At 37.2% G+C, this 14,800-nt stretch carries 14 protein-coding genes and 1 pseudogene; 2 read left to right on the top strand and 13 right to left on the bottom strand.

Going from position 1 to position 14,800, the window contains the following annotated elements; translation table 11 throughout:
- Positions 1-66: 66 nt before the first annotated feature.
- The 5 genes and pseudogenes from RWU19_RS09755 to RWU19_RS09735 all read right to left on the bottom strand — a co-directional run bounded on the left by RWU19_RS09755 (position 67) and on the right by RWU19_RS09735 (position 3,756).
- Positions 67-828, bottom strand: coding sequence for a 3-oxoacyl-ACP reductase (locus RWU19_RS09755; protein ID WP_002290507.1), 762 nt, complete (start codon positions 826-828; stop codon positions 67-69).
- Positions 825-1,046 (bottom strand): DUF2829 domain-containing protein, encoded by a 222-nt coding sequence (locus RWU19_RS09750; protein WP_002290506.1) that lies wholly within the window; start codon positions 1,044-1,046, stop codon positions 825-827. The genes RWU19_RS09755 and RWU19_RS09750 overlap by 4 nt, the downstream gene beginning before the upstream one ends.
- Positions 1,047-1,065: 19 nt before the next feature.
- Positions 1,066-2,652: pseudogene (locus RWU19_RS09745) on the bottom strand (helix-turn-helix domain-containing protein).
- Entirely contained in the window at positions 2,652-3,353 is a 702-nt protein-coding gene (locus RWU19_RS09740; protein WP_002315539.1) for an LrgB family protein, read from the bottom strand. The pseudogene RWU19_RS09745 and the gene RWU19_RS09740 overlap by 1 nt, the downstream one beginning before the upstream one ends.
- Positions 3,346-3,756 (bottom strand): CidA/LrgA family protein, encoded by a 411-nt coding sequence (locus tag RWU19_RS09735; protein WP_002341096.1) that lies wholly within the window; start codon positions 3,754-3,756, stop codon positions 3,346-3,348. The genes RWU19_RS09740 and RWU19_RS09735 overlap by 8 nt, the downstream gene beginning before the upstream one ends.
- A 325-nt stretch (positions 3,757-4,081) precedes the next feature.
- On the opposite strand from RWU19_RS09735, the gene RWU19_RS09730 reads away from it, so the two are divergent.
- Positions 4,082-4,816 (top strand): MIP/aquaporin family protein, encoded by a 735-nt coding sequence (locus RWU19_RS09730; protein ID WP_002290500.1) that lies wholly within the window; start codon positions 4,082-4,084, stop codon positions 4,814-4,816.
- A gap of 91 nt (positions 4,817-4,907) precedes the next feature.
- Here RWU19_RS09730 and RWU19_RS09725 read toward each other — a convergent pair whose 3' ends face one another.
- From RWU19_RS09725 to RWU19_RS09695, 7 genes are all read right to left on the bottom strand, one after another.
- Entirely contained in the window at positions 4,908-6,161 is a 1,254-nt protein-coding gene (locus RWU19_RS09725) for a helix-turn-helix domain-containing protein (protein ID WP_256924706.1), read from the bottom strand.
- Positions 6,162-6,641: 480 nt separating this feature from the next.
- A complete protein-coding gene (locus RWU19_RS09720; RefSeq protein ID WP_086286525.1) occupies positions 6,642-7,739 on the bottom strand; it encodes a DUF916 and DUF3324 domain-containing protein in 1,098 nt (365 codons plus the stop codon).
- Positions 7,740-7,859: 120 nt separating this feature from the next.
- Positions 7,860-9,887, bottom strand: a complete 2,028-nt coding sequence (locus tag RWU19_RS09715) for a lectin-like domain-containing protein (RefSeq protein WP_123837522.1) — start codon at positions 9,885-9,887, stop codon at positions 7,860-7,862.
- 146 nt (positions 9,888-10,033) lie between these two features.
- On the bottom strand, positions 10,034-10,759 hold the full coding sequence (locus RWU19_RS09710) for a WxL domain-containing protein (RefSeq protein WP_025477444.1): 726 nt from the start codon (positions 10,757-10,759) through the stop codon (positions 10,034-10,036).
- A gap of 513 nt (positions 10,760-11,272) precedes the next feature.
- Positions 11,273-12,172, bottom strand: coding sequence for a metallophosphoesterase (locus RWU19_RS09705; RefSeq protein ID WP_002315525.1), 900 nt, complete (start codon positions 12,170-12,172; stop codon positions 11,273-11,275).
- Positions 12,173-12,181: 9 nt separating this feature from the next.
- Positions 12,182-12,538, bottom strand: a complete 357-nt coding sequence (locus RWU19_RS09700) for an iron-sulfur cluster biosynthesis family protein (protein WP_002287910.1) — start codon at positions 12,536-12,538, stop codon at positions 12,182-12,184.
- A gap of 63 nt (positions 12,539-12,601) precedes the next feature.
- The gene (locus RWU19_RS09695) at positions 12,602-13,183 is read right to left on the bottom strand and encodes a GNAT family N-acetyltransferase (protein ID WP_123837521.1); all 582 of its coding nucleotides are present in this window, start codon (positions 13,181-13,183) and stop codon (positions 12,602-12,604) included.
- A gap of 229 nt (positions 13,184-13,412) precedes the next feature.
- Here RWU19_RS09695 and RWU19_RS09690 point away from each other — a divergent pair, with 229 nt between their 5' ends.
- Complete coding sequence (locus RWU19_RS09690) at positions 13,413-13,709, top strand: hypothetical protein (protein WP_002290488.1); 297 nt, start codon at positions 13,413-13,415, stop codon at positions 13,707-13,709.
- 139 nt (positions 13,710-13,848) lie between these two features.
- Here RWU19_RS09690 and RWU19_RS09685 read toward each other — a convergent pair whose 3' ends face one another.
- Positions 13,849-14,799, bottom strand: coding sequence for a siderophore ABC transporter substrate-binding protein (locus RWU19_RS09685; protein WP_316002460.1), 951 nt, complete (start codon positions 14,797-14,799; stop codon positions 13,849-13,851).
- Position 14,800: the final 1 nt, after the last annotated feature.

Below are 14,800 nucleotides of genomic sequence, written 5' to 3'. Positions count from 1 at the left end.
TTTATCATCAACCATTTGGTTCTCTCTTTATTTCTTATCATACAGAAGCTTGAAAAAAACACAAGGTTATTTTAGCAACCAGCCACCGTCGATTGGAATAATCGTTCCTTGTATATAGCTTGCTTGAGGAGAGGCAAGAAATAATGTCAGCTCCGCTACCTCTTCCGGCTGTGCCCATCGCTTGACTGGTGTTTCATTTGCCACCCACTCTGCCATCTCACCTTTTCCTTCAAAATCAGCCGCATTCATCGGCGTTTGGATGGCTCCTGGAGCAATTCCTTTTACTCGGATCCCCTGCTCTGCGTAATCCAGAGCGAGTTGTTTGGTAAAACCAACGATTGCATGTTTCGCACTTGTATAAGCGATCCCACCTCCGCCAGCAACCAAACCCGCAATCGAAGCCATGTTGATGATTGTTCCGCTTTTTCGGCGGATCATATCAGGAAGGATGATGCTTGTTAGATGATACATGCTTTTCACATTCGTTTCATAAATCAGATCCCACAGCGATTCGTCAGTTTCCATCAAGGATTTGTATGCATCTAATACCCCCGCAGTATTCAATAAAATCGTAACTTCACCAAAATGATTTTGGCATTTCGATACCGCTTGTTGGAGTTCTTTCCTCTGTCGGACATCCCCTAGTGCGTAGGCAAAAGTTTCAGGAAATCGAAAAGAAAGTTCTTCCATTTTTCCAAATTTTTGATCTAATCCAAATACAAAGGCATCTTGTTCCAGAAAAGCTTGGGCTTGTGCGGCACCAATACCAGAAGCAGCTCCTGTAATAAATACGACCTGTTTAGCTAAATCTGGATAACGGTTTTTCATTCTACGATCGCCCAATCATCTGCTAAAATATCGCAAACTGTAGGAGCAAAGCTAGAAAAACCTTCATCACTTGTTTTGATCAATAAGTAAGGCGTCACCGGACAGCCATCAAATTCATCATCGGATACGAGAACAACATAAAGCTCAAATCCACTCCATCCTTTACGAATAATCTTTGCACCTTTTTTCAATTCTGGTAAAATTTCTTCAAATGTCATCTTTATTCTCCTTTTTTTGTTATTGTTTTGATTGTTTTTGTTTTTGAATCATTTCAAATTTTTGAGATAGCTGAATGTAATCTATCAATTTTAATTCTTCGGTCACAATAAAATAGTCAAGATCCGCCCACGGTTTTCGATGAACTTTACTTGTTGAAATCAGAAGATCCACTTCTCTTCCCCGATAATCCGTTGGTAGAAAAATCAGCTGATAATCATTACGGAAAAACGTCCGTAACCCCTCCTCTAACAGTTGCTCTTCAAATAATGGGAAATCTGTCATCAAGAGGATCGTGATCTTTGGAAGCTGTGGAGTAAAGGCTCCTAATGTTTTAAACACAGTCAGATACCGACCCATCAAAAACGCATGATTTTTAAACGCCAGATGATTAGGCTGTTTGTGTCTGCTTTCAAAAAAGCGTACTAACCATTGTTTTAATTCTTTGTTTTCAATGACTAAATGATTAATGAAGTCACTACTGTTTCCATCAATTGTTTCTTTTGCGTTAGGAAAAAGATAGGCGAAAAAATGACTACTGAACAAATAGTTTTCTGCCTCAAAGGTCAGATCTTCCGCTGGTAGCTCCTGCTCTTCTTGATAAAGAGAAAGAGCTGCTTTTGCTTCAGAAAGAGCTGCAAAAGGCGGTGTTTCTGCTTGTTGATGAAAATCAAAAATTTTCTTCCGTATCTTAGGATCACTATAATATTCTTCACGCGTCATCAGAACAAGAAACAATGCGCCTAATTCGTCTTCTACTTGAAAATAATTAGGAAATACCGGCTCCATGACTTGGCAGAATCGCTGGAACAACAGATTGTCTGCGATCAGCCCTCTTTTTTTCTCATTCAATACCACATAATGCTTCTGTGATTTTCTTAAAAAAAAGGCACCTAGCATGTATTCCAATCGTCTTTTTTTGATTTCATTCAAACGAACGTTGAAAAAAGCCATGATATGTTCTGCCATATTTTTTACGTCCATTTGAGAAATCGTTTCAAACGGCCAGATTTTCCCTCGAAACAACTGCCAGAATGTCATATGCAAGTAAAGTCGAATGATTTCTTCTTCGCCTTGCGCGATATATGTACCTCGTTGCAGACGAATGCCATAAGTTTGCAGTTGCTGTTTCCATTCATTGATTTTTCGATGAGCAGTGGATTCACTAATGTAATGCTTTTGCGCAAATTGGTAAATCGTGTGGAATTCTTCAAAAAAAATGTCGTGCAGCAGCTGGAATTTCAGCGTACTTTGCACGAGATAGATCAAAAAACGCTCATGTTCGATTGAATCGAGCGTATCATAAAAGTTATAACCAGAACGGTGATTTTTTGTAAACAAAGGGTGCATCTTACCGCTAAACTGCTGATAGTTTTTAGACAGCTCGTTTAGGTATTTCGACACACTGCGGGCATCCAGCTGAACAACTTGCGCTAATTGTGCAGCAGTATGCCAAGCTTGATCCTCAAAACTTTCTAGGAGGAGAATCTTATAATATAGATCTTTATCAAATTGTTTAAGATACTCGGAAGACAAATACACGTCTTTCCCTCCTTTTTTATGCTAGAACGTTTTGGTTATTGTAGCATAAAATAGTGGTTTTCGCATCAAAACAAGCCAGCAAAAGGCTGAAAGAATAACGGTAGCAACAAAACGGTCAATATCCCATTTACGCATATCGCAAGCCCTGAAATGATCCCTTCTACTTCGCCAATCTCTATTGCTTTTGCTGTACCGATAGCATGAGAAGTACTTCCTAACGCCACACCGCGAGCAACGGGACTTTCGATCTTGAATAAGCGGAAAATATGAGTAGCGATCAGCGAGCCAAAAATACCTGTAGAGACAACAATAGCAAGAGTCACGGCATTCACCCCGCCCATCGTATGAGACAAATCGACAGAAATAGCCGTCGTTACAGATTTCGGTAGTAATGAGATGACCATCTCTTTATGAAGAGAGAAGAAATAACCGATCCCTACACTAACCAAGCAATTTGCGACTATCCCTGCCAAAATCGCAGCTATTACAGGATAAAAATTTTCTTTCAGCAAACGGAAGTTTTTATAAAGCGGGATGGCAAGTGCCACTGTCGCAGGAGTAATCAGCATAGTCAAAAAATTGCCGCCGATATTATACTCTTTATAGCTGACGCCAGAAAAATGCAGAAATAAGATAATAACAACAATCGATAATACGAGAGGATTCAAAACAGGCAGTTTATATTTCCGCAAAAATTTGTCAGATAATACGTACACTCCTAAAGTCAAACTTAAGCCAAATAATGGATTCACAAAAAACTCAGTCAATTTGATTCTCCTCCATTTCGTTTACAGATACCCTGCTTGCTTTTTTCTTACGGACATAGCCTAGCAAAGCTTCTACCCCTTCTGCCGTTTTTCCCGCTGTGACCATCGTGACGATGGAGCACACGACGACTGCCCCCAGTAAAATAGGCCATATCGAAGCAATGTCATCAAAATATTCCAATAAACCTACACCAGCTGGAACAAATAAAATAGCTAGATTATTCAATAAAAAATCACCAGTTGCTCCGATTTTTTCAGGATCAACAAGATGCATTTCAAATGCTAAAAATAAAAAAAGAATACCTAAGATACTCCCAGGAATAGGTAAATGAGCAAAAATTCGGATACCTTCTCCTAATACAGAAAAGAAAATAATAATGAAAAACTCTTGAAAAAATTTCATCAAACAACACTCCTTACGTATAGCTTTCATTTTACTAACAAACCTTTTCTGAAAGTTTCAAAACATGCTGTTTCTAAGATACAATTTTTGAGAAAAAAAACGTTTTTTTTTTGGTATATTTATAGTTAAGCTTGGTGATTTGTGGAGAACTTTTAAAAAGAGTTGGAGTTTTACTGTTGGTCTGGTTTCTTATACGTAATGGAAATCATTTTTTTATTCACATTTGTTAAGACTGCAGAAATCCTTCCGACACGAAACACTGCACCGATGCTTTTCGTGTTGATGTTTCTTTTTTTTTGCATTTTTATAACATTTGGAGGTATTTATGGATTACTCACTAATGACCCGTCTTGCGGCGGAAATGATTGGTACAGCATTACTAATCGTGCTAGGTAACGGTGCTGTAGCAAACGTAGATTTAAAAGGTACAAAAGGATATGGCAGCGACTGGATGCTGATTGCTGTCGGATATGGATTTGGGGTTATGATGCCGGCAATGATCTTTGGCGGAATCAGCGGTAACCACATCAACCCAGCATTTACGATTGCCTTAGCGTCTAATGGATTGTTCCCTTGGGCTGAAGTTGTTCCTTATATCATTGCACAATTGATTGGTGCAGCGATCGGACAATTGATCGTAGTGGCTTGTTACAAACCTTACTACGACCAAACAGAAGATGTAAACCATGTGTTAGGTACATTCTCAACAATCAACAGTGTTGGTTCTAAATTCAATGGTTTCGTCAATGAATTCTTTGGTTCATTCGTTTTATTCTTTGGAGCTTTAGGTATTACAAAAGCACCATTCTTCCAAGATAACCTTGGTACAGCTCACTTAGCACTTGGTTTCCTTGTATGGACATTAGTTGCTTCACTTGGTGGTCCTACAGGTCCTGGTCTGAACCCAGCTCGTGACTTTGCACCACGTCTTGTACACGCACTACTTCCATTGAAACATAAAGGTTCTTCTCAATGGGGATATGCATGGGTACCCGTTGTTGCACCTATCTGTGCTGGTGTCGTAGCAGTATTCTTATATAAATTATTATTTATGGCTTAATTAAAAGCTAAATAAAAAAACTTGGTACAGCGATTGCGTACCAAGTTTTTTTATTTTAGAAAAAGCAGGTGGACTTTCTAAAAGAAGTTCACTATTCGATCCTGTCGATGATTTCTTCAGGAAAATCGTCTATTTGCTTGTCAATTTTGCTGTCTTTGTATTTCTCTTCTTGGATAGTCAACAAAATCTTTGTAAGGTTCCCCCAGTCTACTGCTCTTGGCGGATCAAGCCAAACCACTACTTGAGACACACTTTCTTCATATAAATTGTTTCTATTCGTGATTATAACATCCGGAAAATCAGGTTTTCCAGCCTCTATCACTTCCGTATTCAGATTAATGTACAAACTTAAATTTTTCTTGATAAATCGATTATAGGCAGCACCATAGGAAAAATCGATGATGATCTTTACTGGCTCAGAAACTAGTTGAACGGGTATGTGATTGATCAATAACAATAAATAACTGAAAAAAAGAAAAAATTTATCTTGAAGCAACTCTTTGTGTTTTGACATTAGATCATTCATATACTCTAATAGATAGCAATAAAATGTAGGATAGTTTTGATTAAAAAAAGAAATATCTAGTGGAAATTCATCCGATTTATTAAGGGTATAATGCAAAAGTTTAAAATGTATTTTGGTTAACTCATTTTGGATCGATTTTCTCGTTTCTTTCGGTAACCGTTTGAACCGTTTTTCAAAACTTTCAATGAACCGCTCATTCAACCATTCGATTGTTTCATCTTCTTTTTTCCTCAAATACTTTTGATCTAACTTATCATGGAGATAAAGCCACGAGAGGATCTTACAGATAAAAACAACTGATTCTGTCTCCAGTACTCCTTTTAGATAGAAAAATCCTATATCTGAGAAAAATAGCGGCTGATTGTTGACAATATCTAAAGAATCTTCTTGTTCAGACAATAGATTGATTGCTAAAAAGTGGAATAATTTCTTTTTTTCATAAGCGGAAAGAGGATAATACCGATTTAAATTTTTTACCATTTTTTCTGTTTTTATAATTATAGGTAGCGCATACAACTTTTCAACACTTATTTCTGTTGAGTTAAAAAGATTATATAAAAAAAGGCGGATGTTTTTAGGATTTCCTGTCAACTTTCTTTTCTCAAAAAAAATTTGATACTTTTTTAGATTTCTTTTCAGCCCTTGCAATACTTTATACGCCACAGAATAACTCACATGATGCTGTTCAGCAAAATTTTCTATTGAGATATATTTTTCCTGAAAGAAAGCCAATACCATTTTCATGGATAAAGAATCTGTTATATAGCGAGATAATAGGGCTTTACTAGAACTTTTACCATTGATTTCCAAACATATCATCAATTCACTAACAGTTAGACGAAAATTTTTCTCTAAATCGAACATTTGTAAATCATGTTTTAGCTTATCGATAGTTTTTTTCAAGAGAAATGTCGATAACGATAGTTTCTCTTGAATATCCGAGATTGATTCTGATAAATTTGAGCTTGCTTCTAAATATTTAAGTAATGAATAACTTCTATAATCTTCCTTGCTTAAAAAAAACTCATAATTCATTAGCCATCAGCTCTTTCTACGTATATTGCTGTTTCCATTCCTTCACTGCTACTATCACTTCTTATTCATATTTTCTGCATCGTCCCAACTGTACGCTACACAACCTGGAGGATCCGTTTATTGACCATTCTTGCTGTTATACCAGTTATAATGATTATATCATTTACTTATAGGCATCTACGCTAATACAAAAGCATTTTATACTATCGAAAAAGAACGTAAATATCACGCAATAAGGAAAAACTATTATTTGTTATTTTGATCTTACTTTTCTTTCTCTTCTTTCTTTCTCAAAATAAACCAGAGGATAAGTATTAAAACGAACAACAAGAAAATCAGCGCTTCCAAGATGTAGATCCAATTATTGGCCTTTTTAATCGTCACATCTTTCGTATTCAATTCCTTGGCTTCTTTCCCGTCTATCATAAACACTTTTTCAAATATCCATTGGTCGGTATAGTTGATGGTGGTATTTTCTTTTTTTCTTGAGAATTTTCCGTTTTCATTTTCATTTCCTAGAATGGTCATTGTGAGATGATATTCGCCTGGAGTTAGTGGCTGACCATTCAAAGCTGTTGGAAAAGAAAAGTTTGTATTCGGCGCAATCTGCAATCCTTCTTTTTCCTCCTGATATAAAACTTCAGAATGTCCTTTTTTTGTAATTTTTGTTTCAATAACTACTTGATTGATATAGGTTTTTTGATCATTTTGGACGTTTGCTAAAATGACATTTCTTGCATTGATTTGATCAGGTTTAACTTCATGGAGAACTAGGTTAGGAGCAACTTCATTCAGTGTCTGTCGCATTAACAAGGCCACAGTATAGGCGTATTCATTCTCAATTGATAAGCTTTGATCCTTGTTTTCTGTTTGATCCTTTTCCGTCACAATTTCTTTGAATGTGATTCCACCAGCCAATACACCATCGAATCGATCTTTTGGCATCTTGGCATGGAAAACCACGGTTTGAACGCTTTTAGGTTCCAGTGTCACTGTCTCTGGATAACTCACATAGTCGATCAGATCAAAGATTAGACTTTCGTCTTTTTCAATCTCATTTTTTCCATATTCAACCATCACGTTTGAATTAGTCGTTGCGCTATTCACAGAAATGTCGATTTTCACTTCTTTTTCCGTATCATTTCTCAATTCTGCTTTTAATTCTACTTCCTGATCTGGAACAAGTTGGAGATCGAAATAAGTTTTTCTTTTATCGATCTGATTCTCTGAAGTTATTGGCGTCACCGAAAAATTGAATGCACTAGCTGTCACTGGTAAATGGTTAAAAAGTGTCCCTATAATAACTAGGAGTGTTACAAATAATTGCTGTTTTGGTTTCAAGAAAATCGCTCCTTTCATCATATGTAAGAAAAGATGGGAACAAAAGCGTGTCTCTGCCATTTTAAGCTGTGCAGGAAATAAGTATTTATGGTTCCTGTTGTCCTTGGTGATCCATGCTTTTGTTCTCATCTTCTCTTTTTATTAATTTTCTGGAACATCTGCAAGAATCCAGGATAGTTTCCCCTCAAATGTTCCAATCCTTTGATTTTCTACAGGAATATCTATTCTGATTCCATGTTGAGATGTAGAATCTAAAATAGCAGACAAATCACTTTCGCCTTTTTGGTCACTTTCAAAAATCGTAACAGCAGATGACCCTATAACCGTTGTCTCTTCAGAAGTAACAAACGAAAGAGCTTCCGGGAGTTCAAACGTTCCATTTGTAAGAACTTTTTCTTGTTTCAATTGTAATATCCAACCTCCAGAAGCCCGTTCATCCATGATTTTCAATCCACCTGAAAATTGCCCAAATACACTTAATGGTTTATTGGATATTTTATGTTGCCCAAAATCTACATACTGAGGAGCCGCTGAAAGATAAAGCTTTCCTTTTCTGTAATAAAAATAGATATCCGCTGTATTTTCGGAAAAGACACCTTCTGTATTCGCTGAATCAGAGTCAAAAACATATCCCTCAATATCAATAGGAACTTCTTTATAACTCTCTCCGATTTTTCCAGTGATTGTTTTCATTTCTGCGAGTTCATTTTGACTCTCTTTCTCTTTATAATAAACATGGACATCTATTTCCTTCAGCTTCGCAATCGTCAGACTTATATCATTTGACTGCTCAATTAACTTTGCATTCTCAAGATATTCAAAGTGCATAGTCAGTACCTTTTCGGGAATGACTTCTTGCAAGTCTGTTTCCAACTCAATAATCAATGTATCTCCAAGAACAAAATAATCTCCTAGATTGAGTGTGACTCGGTTTCCTGTTATCAGGATATCTTTGGCATCAACTTGATTTCCGTTGATCAAGATACGCTCAGGAATATTTAATTCTTGTGGTAGGTCTATACTAGTCTCCAATTTCTTATCTTCAAGAAAATTCCCAGTAACTTTCAATGTATTTCTGATAGTTATCTTATCGTTTCTTTCAACTTCAGCGATGGCCCCATAATCACTATCATTGACTTTTACATCAGCTGATGATGACACATTAGATGGAAGTTGCGTCATCGCGATAGCGTTTTCTTGAAAAAATGTACCTGTTGAAGAAGTAAATCCCCAATTTACTTCTGTAGAACCGAATTGACTGATGAGATCAGGTACAATGTGAGAAGAGCGACCGACACCTTCCAGATCATAGGTGAGACTTCTTTGAGACGCGTCCCATTGAATGATTAATGTACGCCATGTACCATCAGAGAGAAAGGTAGGTGCTACTGTTACGCCAGTATGCTCTCCGGAATAATTGTTGTTATTTTGTTTAGGAGTGACAAAGGCGACATGTCCATGTCCCTTATTATCGGCAGTTATTTCACGATCCATTCGATCAGAAGAGCCACTATTTTTATATGTGTCGAACTCAATCGAGAGTGCATTTGCGACATAAGGCTGTCCTGATCGAGTCGAATAAGAACCAATTCCCATACCTGGGGAACCGATAACTTGACTGGGATCATTAGCCATTCTAGAATCACCAGTCAATGTAAAAGTCATACCATCTCCTGCTTTATCTCGTTGATTTCCTAAATATAAATAACATTTAAATGTAAAATCTGAGCGTAAATCGATTTTATTGTTTGACCAAATAGCTCCTCTTTGAGACCTCTCTGCTGGATTCAATTGCAATAGCTTCCCGTTTTCCAATATGGACGTGCTGGTACCGATAGGTTGTTGAAAAATCTTATCAATAGAAATAATATTGGGATCATTAGGCAGCCCCACTCGATAAGTCGGGGCATTCTCCAATGGCTGTTTGATTAACTCTTCAGATTCTTCTTTGTCAGTGGTCTCTTTACTGTCAGTAGTACTTGAATTCTCACTGCTTTCTTGGATCTGGCTGGATTCTGTTAAACGATCGAGTGTCGAAGCCTCTTTGCTTTCTTCGACTCTTCTATTATCATTCACCAACTGATTCGATTCCAAAGAATACCCTATAATCGGAAAGATATTAGTCGCTAATAGACTGCTTAAAATGAGCGCGATCCTTCTCTTTTTCACTATATCTTTTCCTCCTGATCGTTGAATTCCCAGATGAACTGTTCCTGTCCAAACTAATATAGCTTGGCCTTTACCAACCTTTGTTTAGATTGTCTTCACAAAACCGTTTGACTGCATGCTTATTTTCAATTGTTCTTGCAAGTAAACTAGTTATTGGGTGTATCTTCTAATGTCCAAACTAATTTAGTAGAATATTGTTGTGCTAACTTGACCGATGTACCAGGTACCGAAAGCTGTACCGCATCTTTATTTTCATTTTCATTCGCACCAAATCGATAGACCCAAGTCCCCACACCTGTTCCTGATTTAGCATTGATTGCTAACGTATTATTTCCTCCTGGTGTCAGCGTTAATTCAGAATTAACCGTTTCAGGTGTATATGTTGGATCAACCAAAGAAACAGCCTGTCCTTTCGTAAACTTCAGCTGTGCTCCAACTAGTTCGTCCCCACTGGCAGTTTTAAATTGTTCTGGTTGTGCTACACTTAATTTCCACCCAGATAGTGTTCCTCTTTTATCTGTCACTTGGACATATGTCGGTTTTTTAGAACCATCAGTCATTTCATCAGCAGATGCATAATACGTTTTATCTGCAGTAGAAATTTTTTGAGTCCCAAATTTGAATTTTGATCCATAATCAATCGATAATGCTCCTCCTGTTCCAGGACTTGGAGGGTCTACTGGATCGACAGGGACGTTGGGATCAGGATCTTCCGGATCAACTGGAGGAGTTATTCCCTCATCTCCTGCTTCAAATGTGATCGTTCCGTCTGTGTTATATTCCTTTGGGTATACTTCAGCTGCAGAGACAAAAGTCGCACTTACTGCCATACTGAATAACATCGTTGCTACTAATATAGTTTCTTTTTTCATCATTGCCATTCCTCTTTCTTTTTTTAATAAATATACAATCGATCCATAGCACATGTTTGCTTTACGGAACTTATGAGAGAGAAGAATATCGTCCCGTGTCTGCTCATATATGTCGATTAGTTGTTAGGTGATCATCAGTCCGTTTTGATTCTTATTTTTCTATTGCCGCTTGATGCAATTAAAATTAGAACTATAGCTGTCATAGTCTTTAAAATCATTTGTACGTCTCACACCCCCATCCATCAAAATATGACTTGACTGTCAAGACTGCAATCAATAGTTATTATAAGTAAATAAAAAATACATATTATATTATTTTTTGACAGTATCAGATAAAAAAAGAATAAACGCTTGCATCTAGTACTCCCTATGTTATGAACCAATTGATCAAATAAACATTCGCTAACTATTCTCCACAGCAAAAAAGCAGCAGATCCACGATAAATGGATCTACTGCTCTTACTTATCCTTATATTTAACAGGGATTTTCTTTTACACATCGCTAATGCTGTCTCAATATGAAATGATCGTCATCGCTTGTTCAAATTCCTCTTGCAAATGTTGTGTTTGATAGTGCTGGAAAGCTGGATGATGGGCACGCAAGAGTACACGTAATTTCATAGGATCATAGCTGTCTAACAACTGTTCTTTCAAAACAAAATCACGAGTCAGTTGCCATTCATAATAATAACCGAATGGTCGACAACTATAAATTGCTCCATGGATCAACTGATCTTCGAACCGCCGATGCGTATGACCAAAAACTACTTGCTTGATATTTGAGTAATGGTCTAGTAATTTCCCGAATGATTCTGATCCTAAAAACGCATTTAATTTGTTCCAACGCTCATAAGGAGCAGATTGATACACGATAAATGCTCGTTTAGGGACGAAATGAGTGGATAAGATGACCTCAAGCTTTTTTGCTTCCAACTGGTCTAGCAAATTTTTTGCAGCTGCAAGCATTTCTGCATTGACCTCGAGATCTGTTTTCCCACGCTGGATGAACCGATCATACCAATACAAACGTTTCATTCGTACGATTGCATCGTAATCTTTCAATTCGGAAAACTGATAGTCGTACCAGCCATTCATTCCTAAAAGAACGGTCTGCTCATTTAAAGCAATATACCGTTCATTTAAAAAATGTGGGTCTGGAAAATGGTCCATCATCTGTTCATTGGGCACATCTGCCAACTCGTGATTGCCGAAATGAAAGGTCGTAGATAATCCTTTATTGACGAAAAATTCGACAACAGCTAGGCAACGATCTACTTTATTGGCCGTATCTCCGGCTAGATGAAGCCGAGTGATCTTGTGCTTTTGCAAAACTTGCCAAAGCTGCATCAGCTCTGATTCGCCGAATTTATTGATGTCCACATGTAAGTCGCTGATGATCGCCAATTTTCCCATTTTATCCCTCTAGTCTTTTCGAACAACTTGCAAGTTGCCTTTTCTCAAACCGCTTGGTCCTTTTAATTGTAAACTATTGTAAGTTGGTTCTAAAGCAAGTGTTGATGGATCATCCATGTAAAGTATTGCACTGTCTTTGATTTTGATTGGTCCAACTGGTGTATCAGCCACTACAGAATAAAGACTTAGATCTGTTTGTGTATCTTTTTTAACAATGATCAATCGAAATGCCGTGTCTAATTGGCAACTGACTTGGCTTTCTGCAAATGGACCGTCGCCGTTTTCGATATCTAATAAAAGTTGATCATCTGCTTCTAATTTATTTTTCAATACTTCTTGTGCTTCTTTTGTCACTTCTAATTTCATCTGTATCACCTCACGTCATAGAATAATCACTTTATTCATCAGATGCAACTAATTTGTCTGGTTTTAGCTGTTTCCTGTTTGTTGGAGAGCCAACCATTCGGATTTTGTGATTCCTCTTATCACTAAAGAAACCACTTCGCCATTTCTTCGCTCAGCATCTGGGATCAATCCTTCTTTTTTCATATGTAACTTCTCCATTACCCGTCCCGAATTGGAATTTCTCACGTCATGGGTAGCAAAGATCCTTACAAGATCTAATTTTTTGAAACCTAGTTTCAGCAAAGCAGCGGTAGCTTCAGGCATATAGCCATTTCCCCAATAGGCAGAATTGAGCGCATACCCGATTTCGGCAGTCCCGTTATGGTCATTCACACGGATATCTGTCGTTCCGATCAGTTTACCTGATTTTTTTAGTTCTATACCATATTTTCCTAAAGGGTCCTTTATAAAGGATGTAGCAATAGTTGCTCTTGTTTCTGCTAATGATTGGTTTGCGGGAAAGAGGAACCGTGTCGTTACCTCATCACTTGCATATTCATATACATCCTCTGTATCTGCTAAAGTGACGGGTCGTAAAATAAGTCGTTCTGTTTCTATCCATTGATTTTCTGCCAGTACAAGGTCTGTTTTAATTTCTTCTCCCATCTAAATCCGCTTCTTTCGTTATTTTTTCTCTACTATAGCGAAGCAGGCTCCAAAAAGCAACCTGTTATTTGTCCAACCTTATCCATTCCTTAAATAACAAAGTATATTCTAAAAAATAAACATCTCTTAATAACTATTGGAAAAAGAATAACTTTTTGTTCACGGATTATTAACAACTCTTCGGTAAAGTAAACTTATCAAATAAAAAGACTTCTTTGGAGGAATCACTATGAAAGAATATATAAAAAGTATCTATTTTATCGAAGAAACACAAAACATCGAGGGTTCTTATATTGAAGTAAAAACACTTTTTGTCAATGAAGATAAAACAAAAGCATTGGATATCTATAAAAAATTAGCTGCAAAACAAACGAATAGTTTTGGATTGATATTAAGCGAGTATAAGATCAAAGCAGAAGAAAGTTATTTCTATCAATTATTAAAACGTTGGAGTAAGCTTCCTGCCGATTTTTATCGAAAAATGCAGATCATCAACTATCAGCCGCTTGCTGAGACACATGCGTGAATAAAGGTTGTGAAATTAGCGCTTTAACCTGTGTATTAAAGAAAAAAGATTTCCCAAACACATAAAAACCTACCGCTAAAAGTTAGCTGGAAAATCTAACTTTTAGCGGTCGGTTCAATTTCTTCGATTATTTTTGATTCTACTTAAATGCTTGATCCACATCTTCGATCATCAGTTTCATTGACTCTAAACCGCCCCCGCTTAAATACCAAACATCTGGTTCAAGGGAGATGATCTGCTGATTTTTACCAGCATTCGTTTGTGCTACCAGTTCATTGGCAGAAATATCATCTTTGCTGTCGTCTCCACCAATAGCTTTTGTTCGGTCTACCACAAATAAGATATCCGGATTTTTTTCTAGCACATATTCATAAGAAACACTTTGACCGTGAGTGGATGCTTCGATTTGATCATCCGTTTGTTCAAAGCCAAATAAATCATGGATGAAACCAAATCTAGAACCTGATCCGTAGGCTGACAATTGCCCTTCATTCACAAGTGTGACTAGTGCTTTTTTATCAGACGCTTCTGCTTTCTTTTTCGTCTGATCGATTGCATTGGATAATTCCTCTAATTGAGTTTTGGCTTCTTCTTGCTTGCCAAAGATTTCCCCTAAAGTAGTGATATTTTGCTGGAAAGATTCCCATGGCTTTTTCGCATCTAAAGAAAGGAAAATAGTCGGAGCGATTTGACTTAGATCTTTTTGAAAATCTCTTTGCCGGCCAGAAATGATGATCAGATCTGGCTGAAGCTGATTGATTTTTTCTAAGTCTGGTTCTTTGATCCCACCTGCTGATTCCACTTTTTTATAGGAGGAAAGATACTCAGGAAGGCTGCTCGTAGCTGCTCCAACTACCTTATCTCCAACACCAAGAGCATCCATCGTATCTAAAGAACCATTGTCGAATACGACGACTTTTTCAGGATTCTTTGGCACCTCGATTTGATCGCCATTACTGTCTTTTATCGTTAATGCTGTTTCAGCTTGCGTACTTTTCTTTGTATCTGCCTGACTGGTGTTGTTACTATTTCCACATGCTGCTAAACCAAATGATACTAGAATCAAGATACCTACTACTAATTTTTTCATC

Source organism: Enterococcus sp. 2STP (assembly GCF_032465635.1).
GTDB classification, from domain to species: Bacteria; Bacillota; Bacilli; order Lactobacillales; family Enterococcaceae; genus Enterococcus_B; species Enterococcus_B lactis.
The sequence above is the reverse complement of the archived record's forward strand: the minus strand, read 5'-3'. Positions and strand labels throughout refer to the sequence as shown.

What these genes read in the sequence shown, in the direction of transcription:
- RWU19_RS09755 (WP_002290507.1), bottom strand. Translation starts at nt 828, where the DNA reads ATGAAAAACCGTTATCCAGATTTAGCTAAACAGGTCGTATTTATTACA.
- RWU19_RS09750 (WP_002290506.1), bottom strand. Translation starts at nt 1,046, where the DNA reads ATGACATTTGAAGAAATTTTACCAGAATTGAAAAAAGGTGCAAAGATT.
- RWU19_RS09735 (WP_002341096.1), bottom strand. Translation starts at nt 3,756, where the DNA reads ATGAAATTTTTTCAAGAGTTTTTCATTATTATTTTCTTTTCTGTATTA.
- RWU19_RS09730 (WP_002290500.1), top strand. Translation starts at nt 4,082, where the DNA reads ATGGATTACTCACTAATGACCCGTCTTGCGGCGGAAATGATTGGTACA.
- RWU19_RS09725 (WP_256924706.1), bottom strand. Translation starts at nt 6,161, where the DNA reads ATGATATGTTTGGAAATCAATGGTAAAAGTTCTAGTAAAGCCCTATTA.
- RWU19_RS09720 (WP_086286525.1), bottom strand. Translation starts at nt 7,739, where the DNA reads ATGATGAAAGGAGCGATTTTCTTGAAACCAAAACAGCAATTATTTGTA.
- RWU19_RS09710 (WP_025477444.1), bottom strand. Translation starts at nt 10,759, where the DNA reads ATGAAAAAAGAAACTATATTAGTAGCAACGATGTTATTCAGTATGGCA.
- RWU19_RS09705 (WP_002315525.1), bottom strand. Translation starts at nt 12,172, where the DNA reads ATGGGAAAATTGGCGATCATCAGCGACTTACATGTGGACATCAATAAA.
- RWU19_RS09700 (WP_002287910.1), bottom strand. Translation starts at nt 12,538, where the DNA reads ATGAAATTAGAAGTGACAAAAGAAGCACAAGAAGTATTGAAAAATAAA.
- RWU19_RS09695 (WP_123837521.1), bottom strand. Translation starts at nt 13,183, where the DNA reads ATGGGAGAAGAAATTAAAACAGACCTTGTACTGGCAGAAAATCAATGG.
- RWU19_RS09690 (WP_002290488.1), top strand. Translation starts at nt 13,413, where the DNA reads ATGAAAGAATATATAAAAAGTATCTATTTTATCGAAGAAACACAAAAC.
- RWU19_RS09685 (WP_316002460.1), bottom strand. Translation starts at nt 14,799, where the DNA reads ATGAAAAAATTAGTAGTAGGTATCTTGATTCTAGTATCATTTGGTTTA.